General features: G+C 73.7%; 16 protein-coding genes. 8 read left to right on the top strand and 8 right to left on the bottom strand.

The features are described from left to right. Positions 1-81 precede the first annotated feature (81 nt). Both ACFY0K_RS22580 and ACFY0K_RS22575 read left to right on the top strand, forming a co-directional pair. Positions 82-1488 carry a DNA-3-methyladenine glycosylase 2 family protein gene (locus ACFY0K_RS22580; RefSeq protein ID WP_390641393.1) on the top strand — a complete coding sequence of 469 codons (1407 nt, stop codon included), beginning with the start codon at positions 82-84 and terminating at the stop codon, positions 1486-1488. Positions 1489-1871: 383 nt separating this feature from the next. Then, on the top strand, positions 1872-3053 hold the full coding sequence (locus ACFY0K_RS22575; RefSeq protein WP_390641334.1) for an SGNH/GDSL hydrolase family protein: 1182 nt from the start codon (positions 1872-1874) through the stop codon (positions 3051-3053). A 4-nt stretch (positions 3054-3057) separates the two neighbouring features. Here the strand turns inward: ACFY0K_RS22575 and ACFY0K_RS22570 are convergent, their stop codons facing one another. Together ACFY0K_RS22570 and ACFY0K_RS22565 are read right to left on the bottom strand one after the other, a co-directional pair. Further along, positions 3058-3543 carry a DUF456 domain-containing protein gene (locus ACFY0K_RS22570; RefSeq protein ID WP_390641333.1) on the bottom strand — a complete coding sequence of 162 codons (486 nt, stop codon included), beginning with the start codon at positions 3541-3543 and terminating at the stop codon, positions 3058-3060. A gap of 36 nt (positions 3544-3579) precedes the next feature. Then, positions 3580-4560 (bottom strand): helix-turn-helix domain-containing protein, encoded by a 981-nt coding sequence (locus ACFY0K_RS22565; protein WP_390641332.1) that lies wholly within the window; start codon positions 4558-4560, stop codon positions 3580-3582. Between the two features lie 540 nt (positions 4561-5100). Here ACFY0K_RS22565 and ACFY0K_RS22560 point away from each other — a divergent pair. Together ACFY0K_RS22560 and ACFY0K_RS22555 are read left to right on the top strand one after the other, a co-directional pair. After that, complete coding sequence (locus ACFY0K_RS22560; RefSeq protein WP_390641331.1) at positions 5101-6603, top strand: protein phosphatase 2C domain-containing protein; 1503 nt, start codon at positions 5101-5103, stop codon at positions 6601-6603. Between the two features lie 77 nt (positions 6604-6680). After that, a complete protein-coding gene (locus tag ACFY0K_RS22555) occupies positions 6681-8423 on the top strand; it encodes a pyruvate dehydrogenase (RefSeq protein WP_351958604.1) in 1743 nt (580 codons plus the stop codon). Position 8424: 1 nt separating this feature from the next. Here ACFY0K_RS22555 and ACFY0K_RS22550 read toward each other — a convergent pair whose 3' ends face one another. Next, complete coding sequence (locus tag ACFY0K_RS22550; protein WP_390641330.1) at positions 8425-9861, bottom strand: helix-turn-helix domain-containing protein; 1437 nt, start codon at positions 9859-9861, stop codon at positions 8425-8427. 177 nt (positions 9862-10038) lie between these two features. Here ACFY0K_RS22550 and ACFY0K_RS22545 point away from each other — a divergent pair, with 177 nt between their 5' ends. The 3 genes from ACFY0K_RS22545 (at position 10039) to ACFY0K_RS22535 (ending at position 12048) form a co-directional block, all read left to right on the top strand. Beyond that, a complete protein-coding gene (locus ACFY0K_RS22545; RefSeq protein ID WP_390641329.1) occupies positions 10039-10659 on the top strand; it encodes a hypothetical protein in 621 nt (206 codons plus the stop codon). 163 nt (positions 10660-10822) lie between these two features. Further along, complete coding sequence (locus tag ACFY0K_RS22540; protein WP_390641328.1) at positions 10823-11284, top strand: hypothetical protein; 462 nt, start codon at positions 10823-10825, stop codon at positions 11282-11284. Between the two features lie 308 nt (positions 11285-11592). After that, complete coding sequence (locus ACFY0K_RS22535) at positions 11593-12048, top strand: ATP-binding protein (protein WP_390641327.1); 456 nt, start codon at positions 11593-11595, stop codon at positions 12046-12048. Positions 12049-12132: 84 nt separating this feature from the next. Here ACFY0K_RS22535 and ACFY0K_RS22530 read toward each other — a convergent pair whose 3' ends face one another. Next, positions 12133-13167, bottom strand: coding sequence for a DUF2637 domain-containing protein (locus tag ACFY0K_RS22530; protein WP_352358841.1), 1035 nt, complete (start codon positions 13165-13167; stop codon positions 12133-12135). Positions 13168-13495: 328 nt separating this feature from the next. After that, the gene (locus tag ACFY0K_RS22525; protein ID WP_390641326.1) at positions 13496-14320 is read right to left on the bottom strand and encodes a (2Fe-2S)-binding protein; all 825 of its coding nucleotides are present in this window, start codon (positions 14318-14320) and stop codon (positions 13496-13498) included. Between the two features lie 163 nt (positions 14321-14483). Here ACFY0K_RS22525 and ACFY0K_RS22520 point away from each other — a divergent pair, with 163 nt between their 5' ends. Next, positions 14484-15257, top strand: coding sequence for a GntR family transcriptional regulator (locus ACFY0K_RS22520; RefSeq protein WP_390641325.1), 774 nt, complete (start codon positions 14484-14486; stop codon positions 15255-15257). Positions 15258-15508: 251 nt separating this feature from the next. Here the strand turns inward: ACFY0K_RS22520 and ACFY0K_RS22515 are convergent, their stop codons facing one another. From ACFY0K_RS22515 to ACFY0K_RS22505, 3 genes are all read right to left on the bottom strand, one after another. After that, entirely contained in the window at positions 15509-16009 is a 501-nt protein-coding gene (locus tag ACFY0K_RS22515; protein ID WP_352358847.1) for a DUF2231 domain-containing protein, read from the bottom strand. Between the two features lie 78 nt (positions 16010-16087). Then, positions 16088-16855 carry a hypothetical protein gene (locus ACFY0K_RS22510; RefSeq protein ID WP_352358849.1) on the bottom strand — a complete coding sequence of 256 codons (768 nt, stop codon included), beginning with the start codon at positions 16853-16855 and terminating at the stop codon, positions 16088-16090. Between the two features lie 168 nt (positions 16856-17023). After that, a complete protein-coding gene (locus ACFY0K_RS22505; protein ID WP_390641324.1) occupies positions 17024-18724 on the bottom strand; it encodes a PucR family transcriptional regulator in 1701 nt (566 codons plus the stop codon). Positions 18725-19065 lie beyond the last annotated feature (341 nt).

Genomic DNA, 19065 nt, shown 5'->3' with positions numbered 1-19065 from the left:
GGCGCTCCGCTCACGGGGCGCCGACCCCATGTCCGATTTCCGCCAGCCAGCCCTCCTCCCCTCGCCCACACTTGAACCGTGATGGACGAGGACACCAGGTACGAGGCGGTCCGCAGCCGGGACGCCCGGTTCGACGGCGCGTTCTTCTTCGCCGTCGAGACCACCGGCATCTACTGCCGGCCCAGCTGCCCCGCCGTCACCCCGAAGCGGCGCAACGTCCGTTTCTTCCCCACCGCGGCCGCCGCGCAGGGCTCCGGGTTCCGGGCCTGCCGCCGGTGCCGCCCGGACGCGGTACCCGGCTCCGCCGAGTGGAACGTCCGGGCCGACGTCGTCGGCCGGGCCGTACGGCTGATCGGCGACGGAGTGGTGGACCGGGAGGGCGTCGGCGGGCTCGCCGACCGGCTCGGCTACAGCGCACGCCAGGTGCAGCGGCAGCTCACCGCGGAACTGGGGGCCGGCCCCGTCGCCCTCGCCCGCGCCCAGCGTGCGCACACCGCGCGCACGCTGCTGCAGACCACCGAACTGCCCATCACGGAGATCGCGTTCGCGAGCGGTTTCGCCAGCGTGCGGCAGTTCAACGACACCGTCCGCGCCGTCTACGCCACCACCCCGAGCGGGCTGCGCGAGGCCGCGCCCGGCGGTCGCGGCGCCCGGCGCGGCTCCCCGGCCGCCGGCATCCCGCTGCGGCTCGCCCACCGCGGCCCGTACCAGGCCGGCCCCGTCTTCGACCTCCTTGAACACGAGGCCGTTCCCGGCGTGGAGGAAGTGACGGGCGCCCCCGGCACGCGCACCTACCGCCGTACCCTGCGACTGCCGTACGGCCATGCGGTCGTCGCCGTCGACGAACGGACCGGCACGACGCGCGCGTCCGGTACGGGCCTCGGCGCCCACCCCGGCGGCTGGCTCGAAGCCCGGCTGCGCCTCACCGACCCGCGCGACCTCACCACCGCCGTGCAGCGGCTGCGCCGGCTGTTCGACCTCGACGCCGATCCGTACGCCGTCGACGAGCGGCTCGCCGAGGACCCGCGGCTCGCCCCGCTGGTCGCCGCCCGGCCGGGGCTGCGGTCACCCGGCGCCGCCGACCCGGCCGAGGCCGCCGTACGGGCCCTCGTCGGTACCGCGGGCGCCGAGCGGCTGGTCCGGCGGTACGGCAGGGCACTGGACGCTCGGTCCGGCGGCCCCACCTACCTGTTCCCGGAGCCCGCGGTGCTCGCCGCGGCGGAGCCCGACGGCAGCCTCGGCGCGCTGGCCGCGGCGCTGGCCGACGGGACGCTGCGGCTGGATCCGGGCGCCGACCGGGACGAGGCGGAGTCGGCGCTGCGGGCCCTGCCGGGGATGGACCCGGTGACCGTCGCCACCATCCGCGTCCGCGCCCTCGCCGACCCCGACGTAGCCCCGCCCGGCCTCGACGCCCCGGACGAGTGGCGACCCTGGCGCTCGTACGCCGTCCGGCACCTGCTGGTGGGCGGAGGAGCTACGAGGCACTGACGCCGGCGCGGGGGTGGGGACGCTTACCGGCGCTTGCCGGGTGCCCCTGCGCCCACCCGTGCCGCCCTGCGGCACGCCTGCCCGCAGTTATGTGGAACACAGCTGTGCAGCGCCCCGTCAGGGGCGCTGGGGGTCCCCCCGGCCGAAGGCTGGGGGAGGAACTGCGCGATCAGCCCCCACGCACCCGCACCCCGGAACGCACCGTCACCACCCCTCCGCTCCCACTCACCCACCCGGACAGACGACGAACAGGCACCGTCCCCACCTCCGTCGGCCCCCTCCCCACGCTCCGCCACCCGGGTGGTCTCCTGGTCGAGTCGCTGTTCAGGGCACCGCCCGTATGTCACCTTCCCCTCCAGTGGGCCTCGGAAGGGCAGGTGTGGATGGGCAAGGTCGGGCGCGTGCTCGTCGTGGCGTTGTTGTCGGTGATGGGGGTGAGCGGGCAGGCCGGGGCCGACCCCGAGCCCCCGCTCTGGGCCGGGAGCTGGGAGGCCGCGCCCTCCGGTACCGAACCGGCGGTGCCCGGCGCCGCGTACCGCAACGTCGTTCACCTGAGCGTCGGCGGCGGCGAGGTCCGGGTGCGGGTCAGCAACCGGCTGGGCGGCGCCCCGCTCCGGCTCGGGGCCGTCACCGTCGCCCTGCGGCAGGGCAGCGGCCCGGCCGCCGTACCCGGCTCGATGCGCGCCGCCACCTTCGCGGGCGCCGGCACCGCCGTCGTACCCGTGGGACGGGACCTGGTCAGTGACCCGGTGCCGCTCGCCGTGCAGGCCGGCGCCGACCTGCTGGTCAGCGTCGAGACCCCCGGCGACTCCGGGCCCGCCACCTACCACCGGGTCGCCCTGCAGACCAGCTACCTCGCCGAGGACGGCACCGGGCGGGCCGACGACGAGGACGGGGGCGCCTACACCCGCACCACCGGCCACTGGTACTACGTCACCGGCGTCGACGTGCGGGCCGTGACCCGCGGCACCGTGGTCGCCTTCGGCGACTCCCTCACCGACGGCAACGGCACCAGCATGGACGCCAACCACCGCTGGCCCGACCGGCTCGCGGAGCGGCTGCGGTCCTTCCGGGTCGGCGTCCTCAACGCCGGCATCTCCGGCAACCGGCTCCTGCTCGACAGCACCGGGGGACCGGCGGCCCTCAACCGCCTGGACGCCGACGGGCTCGACCGGAGCGGGGTCCGCACCCTGGTCCTCCTCGAAGGCATCAACGACATCAAGGGCACCCCGGAGGTCACGGACCCCGCCGACCTCGTGCGGGCCTACCGGACCATCGTGGCCCGCGCCCACGAGCGGGGGATCCGGGTGGTCGGCGCGACCCTCACCCCGTACGAGGGGTACAGCGCCTACACCGCGGCCCGGGAGGCCGTGCGCCGGCGGGTGAACGCGCTGATCCGCACCGGACACGTCTTCGACGCGTACGTCGACTTCGACGCCGTCGTACGGGATCCGCAGCAGCCGGGCCGTATCCGGCCCGCCTACGACCCCGGCGACCACCTGCACTTCAACGACACCGGCACCCGCGCCCTCGCCGACGCCGTCCAGCTCGCCGACCTGCTCTGAACGCTCAGCCGGCCCAGACCACCGCGGTCAGCCAGCCGGCCGCGACGAGCAGGCAGGCGAACAGCTCGGCCAGCACGCTGGAGCCGCCCGCGTCCATCGCGGTGCGCAGGGCGGCCCACGCCTCGGCACGGCGGCCGAGCCGGAGGCGTTCGTGCAGGTAGATCCCGGCCATGAAACCGGGGATCGCACCGAGCACGGGGATGAGGACGAAACCGAGGACGGCGCCGGTACCGGCGTACACGCCCATCCGGGGGGTGGCACCGCTCGCCCGGAGCCGGCGCGGTGGCAGGACCCAGCGGACCACCAGCGCCACCAGCAGCACCAGGGTCGCCCCCACCAGGACCGTCCAGGCCACCGGGCGCGGGTCGTACAGCGCCCACCACAGCACCGCGGCCCACACCAGCCCCGTCCCCGGCACCCCGGGCACCAGCACCCCGCACAGGCCGAGCGCCAGCACCAGGCCGACCAGCAGGAGTTCCCCTGCTCCCATCTGCCCAGAGTGCCGGACGGCGGGCGGGCGCGCAGGTCAGTTCCGGGTCACCCAGCCCCGCTCGTACGCGTGCCAGCCCAGTTGCATGCGGGTCGACACGCCGGCCAGCTCCATCAGCCGCCGCACCCGGCGCTGCACGGTCCGCAGGCCCACGTCCAGCTGCTTGGCGACGCTGGCGTCGGTGAGGCCCGCCAGCAGGAGCGACAGCACCTCCAGGTCGGTGGCGTCGGGACCGTCCGGCTCCTCCTCGACCACCCCGGTCGCGCCGAGCCGCAGCGGCAGCGCCTCCCGCCACACCGACTCGAACAGGCCGCACAGAAGTTCCAGCAGGCCGCTGGCGTGCACCACCAGGGCGGCGGGCTCCGCGGCCTGCGAGGTGAGCGGGACCAGCGCAAGGGCGCGGTCGGCGACGACCAGTTTCGTCGGCACCCGCTCCGCCACCCGCACCTGCTCGTCCCGGCCGAGCGCGGCCGTCAGTTCCGGGACGGCGTCCGGCAGGCCGAGCGCCGACCGCTCCACCACCACCCGGTAGCGCACGCCCCGGTCCGCGGCCTGTTCCTCCGCCTCGTTCTGCGTCCCGGTGACGGCCACCGGCTTGTCCGTGACCAGCGCGCACACCTCGTCCACGGCGCCCAGCTGGAGCTGGCGGAACCGCCGGGCGACGGCCGGGGCGCCGGTCACCACCTCCACCAGGTCGTGCACCGCGGGCTCGGCGGCCGCCGCCCGGTACTCCTCCGCGAGCAGCGCCGCCGTCAGCTCCGCCTTCTCCAGTTCGTGCCGCTGCTGGGTGAGCAGGGCGCCCAGCGCGACCCCGGGCGGCGCCGCCACCCAGCGGTCCGGCCGGCCGGGGGACCGGGCCGCGAGCCCGTGCCGCTCCAGCCGGCGCAGTGCGCGCTCGGTGTCCTGCTCCGCCAGCGTCAGACGCCGTGCCAGGCCCGGTACGTCGGCGGCGCCCGCGGACACCAGCGCCCGGTACGCCGACTCGTCCCGTTCGTCCAGCCCGAGCGCTGCCAGCATCGGCCCGTGTCCCTCCCTCGAAGTCCGGTGGCATGGCGGGAACCGGCCACGGCGCAAACCCGCCGCGAGACATCATCGCCGTACCGCGGGTCACTCTGCCAAGATCACGTCACCGCAGCACCTTCGCACGGTGACCGATGCGCCATTCACAGCTGACCACCAGGAAGACCCGTCACAATCTGGCCTTCCGGCCGGCGTCGTGGCGTTCGGCCGTGCGAACGGTGACCGGCCCCACGACGCGCGTACGCGTAGGGGATCTGGGGCCGGTCACTCCGGTGTCGCCGGGTGGTTCTCCCGTGGGGGGTGGGACCACCCGGCGACTCACACGTGTCAGTTCCGGCACTCCCGCCACTCCGGCCACCCCTGTCCGGCGCGCCTCTTCCGTGCCCCGCGTGCCGTCCGTCCCGCGCGTGTCGGCGATTCCCTTTCCTGGCACGGGTGTTCGGGATGTCCCTCGCCACGCCGTTCGAGAGGGGGTCGGGTGCGGGATTTTCCTGATGCCCCGTTTTCATCCGGCCCCCGCGGTGGACAATTAGGGGCATGAGCCAGCCAGGGGGTAGGCCCACCCGTCACGACGACGACTGGTGGGGGCAGTTGTACGACGACTCCACCGAGGACACCGGACCCACGGCCGCACCCGATTCCCTGGACGACCGCTTCGCCTCGGCGAAGAAGACGGTGGGGGGACGGCGGGGCGTCACCGCGGAACCGGGCGACGAGCCGCCGGCGCCGACGGTGCCGGCCCAGCGGGCACCCGCCGCCCCCGCCGCCCCCGCCGAGGGCACCGGGGCCGCCGCGCAGACCTGGCCCTGGGACGTGGAGGACCAGGAGCCGCCCGCGGCGGACGACGAGCCGGCGGACCTCCACCCCGCCACCAGGACCGACCTGTCCGGCCCGCCCGCGGATGCGGCCCAGGACACCCCGGCCGCCTATGCCGTACAGGAGACCCCGGGCGCCTATGGCGTACAGGACACGCCGGGCGCCTATGCCGCCCAGGACACCCCGGCCGCCCATGCCGTACAAGAGACCCCGGACGCATCGGCCGCCCTGGACGTCCCGGCCGCCGCCTCGGCCTCCTCCGTGGACTACGTCGGCTCCGGACCGCCCACCTACGACGCCGAGCCCACCGCCCTGCCCGCCGCCGACCCCGACGAACTCGACGACCTGGTCTCCGACACCGTCCTGGACGGCGCCCGGTACGGCGCCTGCACGCTGCGGGCCGTCTCGCAGCGCGGTGACTCCGCCCGGTACCGGGGCGAACCGCGCCGCGACGCCCTGCTCACCGCCCGGTTCGGGGCCGGCGACCAGGCCCTGGTCCTGGTCGCGATGGCCACCGGCGCCCGGGCCACCCCCGGCGCGCACCGGGCCGCCGCCGAGCTGTGCGAGTGGATCGCCCGGGCCGTGGGCCGCAGCCACCAGCGGCTCACCGAGGACATCCAGGCGGCCCGCCGCGGCGACCTCAAGTCCGGGCTGCACCGGCTCACCGACCGCAGCCTCGGCAAGCTCCGCGCCAGCGCCGCCGAACAGGGCATCGCCCCCGAGGAGTACGCGGCCAGCCTGCGCTGCCTCCTGCTGCCCGCCCACCCCCAGTGCCGTACCCGGGTCTTCTTCGGGGTCGGCGAGGGCGGCCTGTTCCGGCTGCGGGGCGGTGAGTGGCAGGACATCGAACCGCGCGTCGACACGGACACCGCCGGTGAACCCGTGCTCGGCTTCGGCTCGCTGCCCTCCGAGACCCCGGCCGGCGACCGGCTCACCATGGACCTCGGCATCCCGACCCCGCCGAGCCCCTACGAGCCGGCCCCCGAACCGCCCCGCGACCCGTTCCTGTTCCGGGCCTCGGTAGCCCGCCCGGGTGACGCCCTCGTGATGTGCACGGGCGGCCTCGCCGACCCGCTGCGCGGCGAGCCCGCCCTCTGCGCCTACCTGGCCCGACGCTGGTCAGGCCGCACCCCGCCGGGCCTCGCCGCGTTCCTCGCGGACGTCCAGGTCCGGGTCAAGGGGTACGCCGACGACCGTACGGCGGCGGCCGTCTGGGAGGCGTGAGCGCGGCCTGTGTGGATACATGGAAGGGCATCGCGGGGGAGCCGGAGATCCGCGCAGCCGAAGGGTGCCCGAACGCCATGGCCAAGCAGAACGTCGCCGAACAGTTCGTCGACATCCTCGTCCGCGCCGGCGTGCGCCGCCTCTACGGCGTCGTCGGCGACAGCCTCAACCCGGTCGTGGACGCCGTCCGCCGCAACTCCGCCATCGACTGGATCCACGTCCGCCACGAGGAGACCGCCGCCTTCGCGGCCGGCGCCGAGGCCCAGATCACCGGCACCCTGGCGGCCTGCGCCGGCTCCTGCGGCCCGGGCAACCTGCACCTCATCAACGGCCTCTACGACGCCCACCGCTCGATGGCCCCGGTCCTCGCCCTCGCCTCCCACATCCCGTCCAGCGAGATCGGCCTCGGCTACTTCCAGGAGACCCACCCCGACCGGCTCTTCCAGGAGTGCAGCCACTACAGCGAACTGATCTCCAGCCCGAAGCAGATGCCCCGGCTGCTCCAGACCGCCATCCAGCACGCGGTCGGCCGCAGCGGGGTCAGCGTGGTGAGCCTGCCCGGTGACATCGCCGACCAGCCCGCCCCGGAGCAGTCCGCCTCGGCGGCCATCGTCACCTCCCGCCCCACCGTCCGCCCCGGCGACGCCGAACTCGACAAACTGGTCGCGATGATCGACGCGGCCGACAAGGTGACCCTGTTCTGCGGCAGCGGCACGGCGGGCGCCCACACGGAGGTCATGGAGCTGGCCGGGAAGATCAAGTCCCCGGTCGGGCACGCCCTGCGCGGCAAGGAGTGGATCCAGTACGACAACCCCTACGACGTCGGCATGAGCGGGCTGCTCGGCTACGGCGCCGCCTACGAGGCCACCCACGAGTGCGACCTGCTGATCCTGCTCGGCACCGACTTCCCGTACAACGCCTTCCTCCCCGATGACGTGCAGATCGTCCAGGTCGACGTGCGCCCCGAGGTGCTTGGCCGCCGCTCCCGCCTGGACCTCGCGGTGTGGGGCGACGTGCGCGAGACGCTGCGCTGTCTGGTGCCGCGGGTGCGGGCCAAGGAGAACCGGCGGTTCCTCGACCGGATGCTGAAGAAGCACGCGGACGCGCTGGAGGGGGTGGTGAAGGCGTACACCCGGAAGGTCGAGAAGCACGTCCCGATCCACCCGGAGTACGTGGCCTCCGTCCTCGACGAACTCGCCGACGACGACGCGGTGTTCACCGTCGACACCGGCATGTGCAACGTGTGGGCCGCCCGCTACCTCTCGCCCAACGGCCGCCGCCGGGTCATCGGTTCCTTCTCGCACGGCTCGATGGCCAACGCGCTGCCGATGGCGATCGGCGCTCAGTTCACCGACCGGCGGCGGCAGGTCGTGTCGATGTCCGGGGACGGCGGATTCGCCATGCTGATGGGCGACTTCCTCACTCTGGTCCAGTACGACCTGCCGGTGAAGGTGGTCCTGTTCAACAACTCCGCGCTGAGCATGGTCGAGCTGGAGATGCTGGTCGCGGGGCTGCCCGCGTACGGCACCGGCAACACCAACCCCGACTTCGCCGCCGTCGCCCGGGCCTGCGGCGCCTACGGGGTGCGGGTCGAGAAGCCGAAGCAGCTCGCCGGCGCGCTCAAGGACGCCTTCAAACACAAGGGTCCTGCCCTGGTCGACGTGGTCACCGACCCCAACGCGCTGTCCATCCCGCCGAAGATCAAGGCCGAGATGGTCACCGGGTTCGCGCTGTCCGCGTCCAAGATGGTCCTCGACGGCGGCGTGGGCCGGATGGTCCAGATGGCCCGCTCCAACCTGCGCAACGTGCCGCGGCCGTGAGTCAGCCGGTGGTCGGCACCCACTGGCGGACGCCGTCCACGAAGCCGTACCAGTAGTGCGGCAGGCCCTTGATGGAGCTGGTGCGGAACGGCCGGCCGTGGTCGTCGATCCGGACCGTGCCGCTGCGGCCCTGTGACGACCAGTCGAGTTCGAGGTACCAGCGGCAGTCGCAGCCCGCTGTGCTCGCCTTGACGCGCAGCACCTCGGGGTCGGTCGCGGAGACCCGGTAGGGCAGGTGCATGGTCGAGACGGTCTTCCCGTCGGGGCCCTCACCGGCCACCGGGCGGGCGATGGGGCGGTCCTTGTCCAGGTTCACGTCGAAGTACCGCGGGGTGAGCCCGCCGCCGCAGCCGTCGGCCATGGAGTAGGCGACGCCGGGCGCGGGAGTCGTACGGCCGACGACGCGCACCCGCAGCGCCTCCAGGACGACCGCGGTGGACGAACGGCCCTGCACGGAGACGTCCACGATCGTGTTGCCGCCGTGCACCGCGTTCTGGGTGGCCGCCCAGGTGCCGGCGTCCTGCGGGGCGGGCGGCGGCGGGACCTGGGCCGGCTGCTTGTCGATGACGTAGTCGTGGTCGCAGCCCAGCTCCCACAGCTGCGAGTTCGCGGTCCAGGTGAGGGGGGCGCCGGCCGGGGCCGGGGTGCCGGGCGTGCCGCCGGCGGGGGAGGAGGCCTTCGCACCGTCCGACGCGGACGGTGACGGGGCCGAGGACGGGGACGAAGAGGGGGACGAGGGTGACGGGGTGGCGGAGTTCGGCGCCGGGCCGGTGGTGCCGCTGCCGCGGCGCTCGGCGTCACCGGCGGCGGTCGTGCCGGCGGAGGCGGGGTCCCGGGCCGCGGCGCCCGCGGCCTGCCGGTCGTCCGGGAGGGCGGCCAGGGTGCCCAGCGTCGCCAGCAGCACGGTGGCCACGGCCGAGGCGACCAGCGTGCGACGCCGTCGGTACCAGGGCCGGGCCACGGGGGCCGCCTCCGCTTCCGGGGCTTCTTCCGGGGCCGCTTCCGTCAAGGGCTCCGCGGCGGCTTGCGGGGGCTGCACGGATTCGGAGGTACGGGTGCCCGTCGGCCCGGACTTCGTGCTCTCTGCGGGCTCCGTCGGCTCCGTGCTTTCTGTGTTCTCCGCGGGGTCCGTCGGCTCCGCGCCGCGTGGTCGCTGGCGGGCCGCCACCGCGCGCAGCCAGCGCTCGTGGAGTTCGAGCCGTTCCCGCGGTGTCGCCCCGCAGAACGCGGCCAGGCGTTCCACCGGTGCGAAGTCCAGCGGGACCGCCTCGCCCGCGCAGTAGCGGTGCAGGGTGGAGGTGTTCATGTTCAGGCGGCGGGCCAGGGAGCCGTAGCTCCGGTCCGTACGGTCCTTCAACTGCCGCAGCAGTGCCGCGAACTCCTCGACGTCGTCGCGCACCGGCACCTTCCCCCGCTCGTCCGTATCCCAGGCACTCATATACCTGCACGTCAGCAGGGCTGGGATGGTTCCAGGCCGGCGAAACCGGCGGTGGCCGTTGCCGTTCGCCGAGGTGACGGCCGATGCTTCTGGTGTCGCACCGACCAGGGCCGGACCGACCATCCGGCGCCGTCGGCGGCATCCCACACCCATGCACCGACCCACGGGGGAACACCCATGCCCAAGCGCACCCGAGCAGGCGCGCTCACCGCACTCGCCGGCGCCGCACTCGTCGCCGGCACCGCGCTCGCCGCTCCCGCGGCGGCCGCACCCAAGGCGCCCGGCTTCCTCAGGGCGGCCGACCTGCCGCCGCGGGCCGGCACGTCCTGGACGGCCGGCAAGGTCACCGCCGGCATTCCGGAGGAGGTCAAGCAGGACATCTGCATCGGCGTCGGGCTCGGCGGCGGCCAGGACTCCTGGTACCGGAAGTTCCGGACCGACCTCGACACGAGCGCCCGTCAGGTCAGCGCCGTGCTGCCCAGCGTCCGCCTGGCGAAGGGCCGGTTCGCGAAGCTCGACGAGGACATCGTGTCCTGCGCGGACCGGATCGAGATGGCGGACCCGCAGATCCGGGCCACGTTCCAGGACCACGGCACCCTCCCGGTCGGGGACGGCGCCCATGTCTACGCCCTGCGCACCGTGACCGCCTGGGGCGCCAGTGACATCCGGCTGATCTCCATCGGCCGGGAGGGGCGCACCGTCACCGTCGTGGACTGGGGGCAGCTCGGCGGCTTCGTGGACGCGCCCGTGAAGGCCTTCAAGAGGACCACCACCACGGCCGTGAACAAGCTGCACTGACCGACCTGAAGGCCGGGGCCGCCCTCTCCCTCGGGGGAGGGGAGGGCGGCCCCAGACGCAAGACGCAAGACGCAAGACGCAAGACGCAAGACGCAAGACGCAAGACGCAAGACACCAAGGCCAAGACAGCAAGACACCAAGACACAGAAAACGGGGAACAGACATGAGCAGCAAGAGCCGCGCCGTCCTCACCGCCGGCGTCCTCGCCGTGGCCCTCGGGCTCGGCGCCACCGCCCAGGCCTCGGCGGGCGCACCGCGCACCGTCAGCGGCAGTCCGTCCGACAACATCACCCGCATCGCCGACTTCTACGGCGCCTACATCGACGCCGAGAGCGACCCGGACGGCAGCGGCAACCTGCCCACCGCGCTGCGTGCCTACTACATCGCCCCGACCTACCTGAAGAAGCTGAAGGCCTGGGAGAACCGCGAGCACGCGGACGGGGTGCTGCGGGCCCAGAACACCCCGCTCAAGTGGAAGGTCACGGACAACGGCACCGGAAAGTACACGGAGGCCGTCATCACGCTCACCTGGAGCCGCAACACCACCTCGAAGCTGGTCGTCGACATGACCCGTGACACCCACAAGATCGTCAACATCGGCACCAAGGGCCTCGGGAGCAAGTAGCCGGAAGGACAGGTTTCGGCCAGGTTCGCCGGTGCCGCGGACCGCGTGAAACAGCTCGGGGGGTTGGATACGGGGCTGAATCACGCCGGGTCCGCGGCACCCTTGGCGCGTACGGGACGGTCCTGGCGGCGACGTACCTGCCGGAGCGGGCCCGGGACATGGCCGAACACCCGGTCGTCATCGGCGTGACATGACTGGCCCGTGCCCGAGCGGGCATGGATCCCCGTGAACGTGTTCGATCAGGAGGGGAACCGGCAAACAGCGTGCGGGCGGGGGTCATGAACAGTCAGGCACGAGGGGGCGGTCCCGTGGCCATCGGGGCCTCCTCGGCGCAGACGGCGGGGGAAGAGACCGACACGACGGAACGGGGAAACCCGTCGCAGTTCAGGCGCCGGCTGGGACGGTCGGACCTGCGGGCGGTGCCCGAGGCGCGCAGGGAACTGCGCGAGCTGCTGCGGCACTGGGGGCGGCCCGGCCGCTCCGAGATAGCGGAACTGCTCACCAGCGAACTCGTCACCAACGCGCTCGTCCACACCGACCGGGAGGCAGTGCTGACGGCCGTCGTGGAGCAGAGCCAACTACGGGTGGAGGTACGGGACTTCGTGGCCCGCAGGCCGCGGATGTGCGCCCCGGACACCGACTCCGACGACGGCACGCACGGCCGGGGCCTCGTCCTGGTCGACGCCTTCGCCGACGCATGGGGCGTCCAGGCGCACGAGGTCGGCAAGTCCGTCTGGTTCGAACTGGACGCGGAGGCCGCCTAGTCGGCGCCCGGTACCGACGGGACGGGGGCGTGACCGTCATGGTCACGCCCCCGTCCCGAGGTGCTGTGCGGCAGCAGCAGGCGGTCAGCCGAACTGCTGCTCGAGGTCCTTGAGCTTGCGCTCCAGGGAGTCGAGGCGCGGCAGCGCCATTGTGTCGTCCTCCGCGGTCAGGTCGACCGTGATCGGGTCAGACCCTTTGCGGACGGGCTGAAGGGAGGGCCGCTGGCGTACGGGCAGCTGCTCCGGCGCCGCTATGGCAGGCTCCGCAGTGGGCTGGGAGGCGCGCTCCACCTGGTGCACCTCGTCCTGCCTGCCGACGCGTCCGACGAATCCCCGGTGGCCCCGGCTTATGGCCTTGAGCTGAGCCTTCTCCAGACGGTGCTGCTCGCGGCGGCGCAGTCTGTTCTCCTCCTTCTGCCGCTTGTCGTCGCGCACCTCCTCGACCGCCTCGTCCAGGCTGCGCACACCCTCCAGGAGCATCAGCGACCAGGCCCGGTAGGTCTCGACGGGAGCGCGCAGCCAGCGCACGATACGGATCTGGGGGAGCGGGCGCGGCACCAGACCCTGCTCGCGGAGCGCGGCCCGGCGGGTCTGCTTCAGCGCGCGGTCGAAGAGCACGGCCGCCGAGAGCGACATGCCGGAGAAGAACTGCGGAGCACCGTCGTGGCCGCCGCCCCTCGGCGCGTGCACCCAGTTGAACCAGGCAGAGGCGCCCGCGAACGTCCACACCAGAATCCGGGAACCGAGCGCCGCGTCACCGTGGCTGGCCTCACGCACCGCGAGGACGGAGCAGAACATCGCCGCGCCGTCCAGGCCGAACGGCACCAGGTACTCCCAGCCGCCGGACAGGTTGAGGTTCTGCTGGCCGAAGCCGACCAGCCCGTGGAAGGAGAGCGCGGCGGCGACCGCCGCACAGCAGAACAGCAGGACGTAGGAGGCGGTGGCGTATATGGCCTCCTTGCGCCGGCGGCGCTCCTCGCTGCGCTCCCACGAATCGTCCTTCGCGTGCTCCCCGCCGGACCGCTTGGAGCGCGCAAGCACCGCCACCGCGACCAGCATGCCCAGGAGCAGTACGGCGCCGGGAAGCAGCCAGTTCAGCGATATGTCGGTCAGTCTCATCTAGGGGTCCCTTGCATTGGGATAGGGCGTATCGCCCGCCATAGTGGCCCAATCCCACTGGCCCTCAGGGGGTTTCGGGGCAAGAGGCCGCCAAGGAAGTGCAAGGGGATGCCCCAGGACGGCATTCTGCTCGAACTGCCGCGTGAGGGGCGGGAGTTGAGTTCGAGTAAGACTACCCATACGGGTGGTTCCTCGGAAAGTTCCTGCGGCAAGTGAGGAAATTGTGAATTTCCTGTCCGCGCAGGGGTGGTCTTGCCACCGGAGATCTTAGTGGATGCCGGCGGGTGCCGAGTCCCGTGGGGTGGGCCTTACGGGGCCTGAGGGGTCCTCAGGCCGCCGCGGCCGCAGTGAGTTTGGCGATCCGTTCGTCGTCGCAGGTGCGCGGGCAGGTGGCGCAGGTGTCTTCGGGGCGCAGTGTGTAGTACATGCAGCAGCTCGCCCGGTCCCGGGTGGGCAACGGCTCCCCGGCCGGTCCCGGCAGCACCCGGAAGGCGGCCGCGCCGACGTACGGCCTGGTCGCGCCCGGGAGCAGCTGTTCGAGTTCGCGTACGGCCCGTGCCTCCTCCCCGAGCAGCCCGCCGACGTACCAGAGCCCCTCGACGACCTCGTCCGTCGCCATCCCCCACAGCGCGCGCCCGCGCCGCCGCATCCGCGGCCCGAAGCCGGCGAGGACCGGCTCCAGGTGCTCGGCGACGGCCGCCCGCACCTCGGCCCGCAGCGCCTCCTCGCCGGCCACCACGACCGCGCCGGGCAGCGCCGCCGCCGGGTCGCCCGGGAGGCAGGCGAAGGAACCGACCCGTACGGCCATCCGGCCCGCCGTGCGGTCGTACGACACCGCGGCCGCGGGGAGGCGGGGGACCCGGCGCTCCAGGAACCAGGGGAGGGTGATCAGCAGGCAGGCGGCCCAGCCGTAGCGGTGCAGGCCGAAGGTGGCGACCACGTCGGGGCGGGCCGGCTTCCCCTCGTCCCGCAGGATCTGGTCCTCGTCCCAGGCCAGGAAGGTGTCCAGGCCGGGGCCGCCTGCCGCCAGCTCGGCGGCGCCGACCCAGCCGCCGCCCCGGGGTGCCGGTTCGCCGGGGCCCAGCTCCGTGACCGCCAGGTCCGGGCAGGCCTCGGTGAGGCGCGCGTAGGCGGCGGAGACGGGGGAGGGCATGGGTTACCACCGATCGGGTGCGGGCCGACACTCAGATAAGTAAGCCTTACCTTACCCACCAGTTCGAAAATTTGAACCAGCGCCTTGTGCGCCTAAGGTGCTTGACGGACAAGTAACAACCCGCCGTTAATGACCCAAGTGCCGGCGAGCCGGAGGAGGACCTGTGAACCAGCGCGCGCACCCGGCTCCCGCCGGGACGGCCAGGGTGCCGGCGCAGTCGCGGTCCGAGGAGTCGGCACGGGAGGCGGAGGCGCCGGGTTTCCCCGCCGGCCCGCCGGCCGCCCGGGGTGAGCACACGCACAGCGAGCGGCCGATCCCGCAGCCCAGGCCCGCCGTGCAGCGCGCGTCCGTGCGCGGGCAGATCCTCGACGCGCTGCGTACCGCACTGGTCAGCGGGGAGCTGGCGCCGGGCGAGGTGTACTCGGCACCGGCGCTGGGGGAGCGGTTCGGGGTCTCCGCGACACCGGTCCGCGAGGCGATGCAGCAGCTGGCGCAGGAGGGCGCGGTCGAGGTCGTGCCCAACCGCGGGTTCCGCGTCGTCGAACGGGGCGCCCGCGAGCTCGCGGAACTGGCCGAGGTACGGGCGCTGATCGAGGTACCGGTGCTGCTGCGGCTGGCGCGCAGCGTACCCGCCGAGCGGTGGGCCGCGTTGCGGCCGCTCGCCGAGGAGTCGGTGCGGGCCGCGGCGACCGGCTGCCGGGCGACCTACGCCGAGGCCGACCGGGCCTTCCACCGGGCGGTGCTGGCCCTTGCGGGCAACGAGCAGCTGGTCCAGATCGCGGAGGACCTGCACCGGAGGGCTCTGCCGTTGCGCGGGGCTCGGGCGGCGTTGATGGCGGACGCCGCGGAGCATGCGGCGTTGCTGGAGGCGTTGATCGCGGGGGAGCTGGATGCGGTGCGCAGGCTGGTGGCCGGGCATTTCGCCGCCGCGGGCTGACAGGGGGAGGGTGCTTGCGCGGCGGCCCGCCGAGGGGGGTGGCGGTGCGGGCCGTGTGCGGGTGCGTCGTGGCTGGTCGCGCAGTTCCCCGCGCCCCTTACGGGGCGCTGCAGTCGCGTCCTCTGCATAGCTGCGGGCCGTCGTGCCGCTGGGCGGCACGGGTGGGCGCTGGGGGTCCCCCGGCCGAAGGCTGGAGGAGGCACTGCAAGCTCTGGTAAGCGTTTCCCCCCCGGGGTCCCACCCCGCCCGCCTCAGTTGCCCTGTGCCGTCTTCTGGTACGCGTCGTGCCACGCGGCCTTCGCGCCCGAGTCGCCTATGCGGTAGACGTCGACGACCGCGCCGGCCGCCACGGCCACCGACAGCACGCCCACCACGATCCGCACCGGGAGGGCCGACCAGCGGGCGCCCTTGCCGGGGGCCTGCTCCTGACCGGTGCGTCGCGTCGCCCACCACACCACCGTGGCCAGTACGAACAGACCCAGGGCCCACGGCAGCAGACCGTCGCCCAGTTCGGTGTGCCTGCGGACCAGGGTGTCCTCGGTCACGTGCCGCTCCAGCCACTCGCCGGCCTGGGTCGTCAGCGGCACGCTGACCAGGGCGACCAGGGCGAGCCCCGGCAGCAGTACGCCCAGCCGCCGGGCGGCCCGCGGCCACAGCGCGGCGGCCACCAGGGCGAGGGCGGTCAGCGGGACCAGGACGACGACGATGTGGACCAGCAGGACATGGGCCGGCAGCCCGTTGACGGTGCTCATGGCGAAGCGCTCCTGAGGGGGTGGGTCGGGGCGCGTCAGCCTTGCACAGCAGATTCTCAGTTTCCTCTGAGCCCGGTCTCAGGCGGTCGCCGCCCCCGGTGCGGGCGGAGACAGCTGCCTCGCCAGCCAGGTCGGGACGCCGCCCAGGAGGCGGAACAGGCGACCGGCCTCCTCGCGCAGGCGGGACGCCTCGGGCTCGGACTCCGTGTCGGCCAGAGAGGCGAGCGCCGGCGCCGTGCCCACCAGGTAGCCCAGCTCCTCCCTGATCCGCAGCGACTCCGCGAAACCGTGCCGTGCCTCCGCCAACTCCCCCTCCCGCAGCGCCAGTCCGGCAAGGTGACGCCAGGTGAAGGAGAGCAGGAGCGGGTCGGCGTGGGCGGTGGCGGCCGCATGGGCACGGCGGTAGGCGGCGCGGGCCGCCTGCGGGGAGCCGGTGAGGTTCTCCGCCAGCAGGCCCCGGCGGAAGTCGAGCAGGGCCCGGCCCGGCGCCCCCGGAGGGATCAGTGCCGCCGCCCTGCCGAGCGCGGCCCGCGCCTCGTCCGCCCGGTCGCGGACCCCGTGCAGGGTCGCGGCGTAGGCGAGTTGGCCGCGTTCACAGGCCGCAGCGCCCCGCTCCTCGTCGGTCCGGGCCACCGCCTCCGCCGTCCGCAGCGCGTCCTCGGCCTCCTCCCAGCCCCCCTCGGTGTACAGACACCGCTCGACCATCAGCCCGGCCCGCTGCAGGGTGTACGACGCCGTGTCCGAGGGCAGCAGAGCCGCCGCGTCGGCCCAGCAGGCCCGCGAGCGCAGCCGCCACACCGCGGTCTGGAGCGGATCGTCACCAGCGGTCGTTCCGTTCCCAGACATGGCGGAGTACGCCACGTTGCCCTCCCCTAGCGCGCCGTCGAGCAGTGAAGTGGTGGCCGCATTCCAGCACCGATCGCCGCGCGGGGCCAAGAGGGTGGGTGAATAATTTCACAAAGTCGTGGGACGGCGGCGCCACTTGGCCCGAGCCCGTCGCCCGCCCGCGCGACCTCAGCTCATCCGCAACGCCAAGAAGAAATCGAGCTTGTCCTCCAGCCGGGACAGGTCCCGGCCCGTCAACTGCTCGATCCTCCCCACGCGATAGCGCAGCGTGTTGACGTGCAGGTGGAGACGGGTCGCACAACGAGTCCACGAGCCGTCGCAGTCGAGGAACGCCTCCAGGGTGGGGATCAGTTCGGCGCGATGACGGCGGTCGTAGTCCCGGAGCGGGTCCAGGAGGCGGGCGGTGAAGGCGCGGCGGACGTCGTCCGGGACGAAGGGGAGCAGCAGGACGTGCGAGGCCAGTTCCTGGTGACCGGCCGCGCAGACCCGGCCCGGCCGGGCCGCGGCCACCCGGCGGGCGTGCCGGGCCTCCTCCAGGGCGCCGCGCAACCCCTCCGCCGAGTGCACGGCCGCGCTGACGCCGAGAGTGACCCGGCCGTCGTCGTCGAGGCCCGCCGCCAGCGGAGCCCGGACGGCCTCCAGGAGAGCGTCGGCGTGGATGCCGGACTCGGAACCGTCGTGCTCGGCGGTGACGGCCGGCAACGGGACGAGGGCGATCGCCTCGTCGCCGGTGTGGGCCACCGCTATCCGGTCCGAGGGCTCAGGGCCGGTCGCCAGCGGGTCGACCAGGATCTCCTCCAGCAGGGACTGCGCGACCGGGCCGCCCTCGACCTCCCCGCCGTCCCACTCGACCCGGGCCACGACCACCTGCCAGTGCGGGGCCGCGCCCAGCCCGGGCAGCAGGACCGGGGCCGCCACCCGCAGCCGGGCCGCGATCTCGGCCGGGGCCGCGCCCGTCTGCACCAGCTCCAGGACCTCCTGCGCGAGCCTGCGCCGCACCGTACGCGCCGCGTCACGGCGGTCGCGCTCCACGGCGATCAGCTGGGTCACGCCCTGGAGCAGGTCGAGCCGCTCCTCCGGCCAGTCACCCGCGTCCGCCTCCACCGCGAGCAGCCAGTCCGACAGCACGGTCTCGCGCACGTCCCGGGCGCCCTGCGGGGAACGCCCTCCCCCAGCTACCGCTGGGCGGTGCCCCCAGGAACGGATCGGGAAGAGGGAGAAGGTCGTGCCGCCGAGCAGGACGCGGTGCGGCCCGCGACGGCCGGTGCGGGTGGCGGCCAGGTGCTCGGCGGCCAGCCCGGCACAGGCGTCGGCGGGCAGCGCCGGCCCGGACACCTTGGAGCCCGCGATCAGGCGGCCCGCCGGGGACAGCACCCACGCGCGCAGGTCCAGGTCGGAGCCGAGCAGATCCAGGACCACGTCCGGGCCGCCGCCCGCCGGGCCCGAGGTCATCATCCGCCGGTGCCGGTCCACCACGGCCGCCAGGTCCCCCGCGCGCTCGCCGCTGACCTGCCGTACGACATGCTCGGTGATCGTCGCGAAGGCCACCGACTCGTGCACCGCGAAGAGCGGCAGACGATGGCGCGCGCAGGCCGCGGCCAAATCGTCCGGGACGTCGCCCAGCTCCGCCTCGCCGGCCGCCAGCGCGACCACCCCGGCCTGCACCAGCAGTCGTACGAACGGCTCGGAGTCCGCCGCGTCCCGGCGCCAGGCCAGGCCCGTCAGCACCAGTTCGCCGCCGGAGAGGTAACGGCTCGGGTCGCGCAGGTCGGTGGTCATCACCCCGCGCACGGTACGGTCCAGCTCGTCCTCGCCGCCGAGCAGCCGCAGGCCCAGCGCATCGGTGTCCAGCAGTGCGCGCAGCCGCATCTCGTCGCCGCCGTTCTGTGTCTCGAAATCTACGATGAATCTTGAAGGGTCACGGGGGAGGTGCCCGGCGGGCGCCTCCGCGGGCCGTCACCGAGGGCTGCCGGGCCGCCACCGGCGGTCGCCAGGACGTTTCCTGCGTTTCCACAGGAAAACCAAGAGGTTACTGATGACCTCCGTTCATACGAATCTACAAGATGCCCGTGCTGGCCAGCCAACTCCTTCATGGTTTCGGTGACTGACCCCGCTGGAGTAAGGGGCGGTGTACTGGCGTCATTCCGCGTTAACAGGACATGAACGAGCCGGGCCCGCCGCACACGGATTGGCTCAATCCGCACGACTCA

The organism is Streptomyces sp. NPDC001507, from assembly GCF_042894765.1.
In the GTDB taxonomy this organism is placed as follows: Bacteria; Actinomycetota; Actinomycetes; order Streptomycetales; family Streptomycetaceae; genus Streptomyces.
This window is presented reverse-complemented; position numbering and strand designations above follow the sequence as displayed.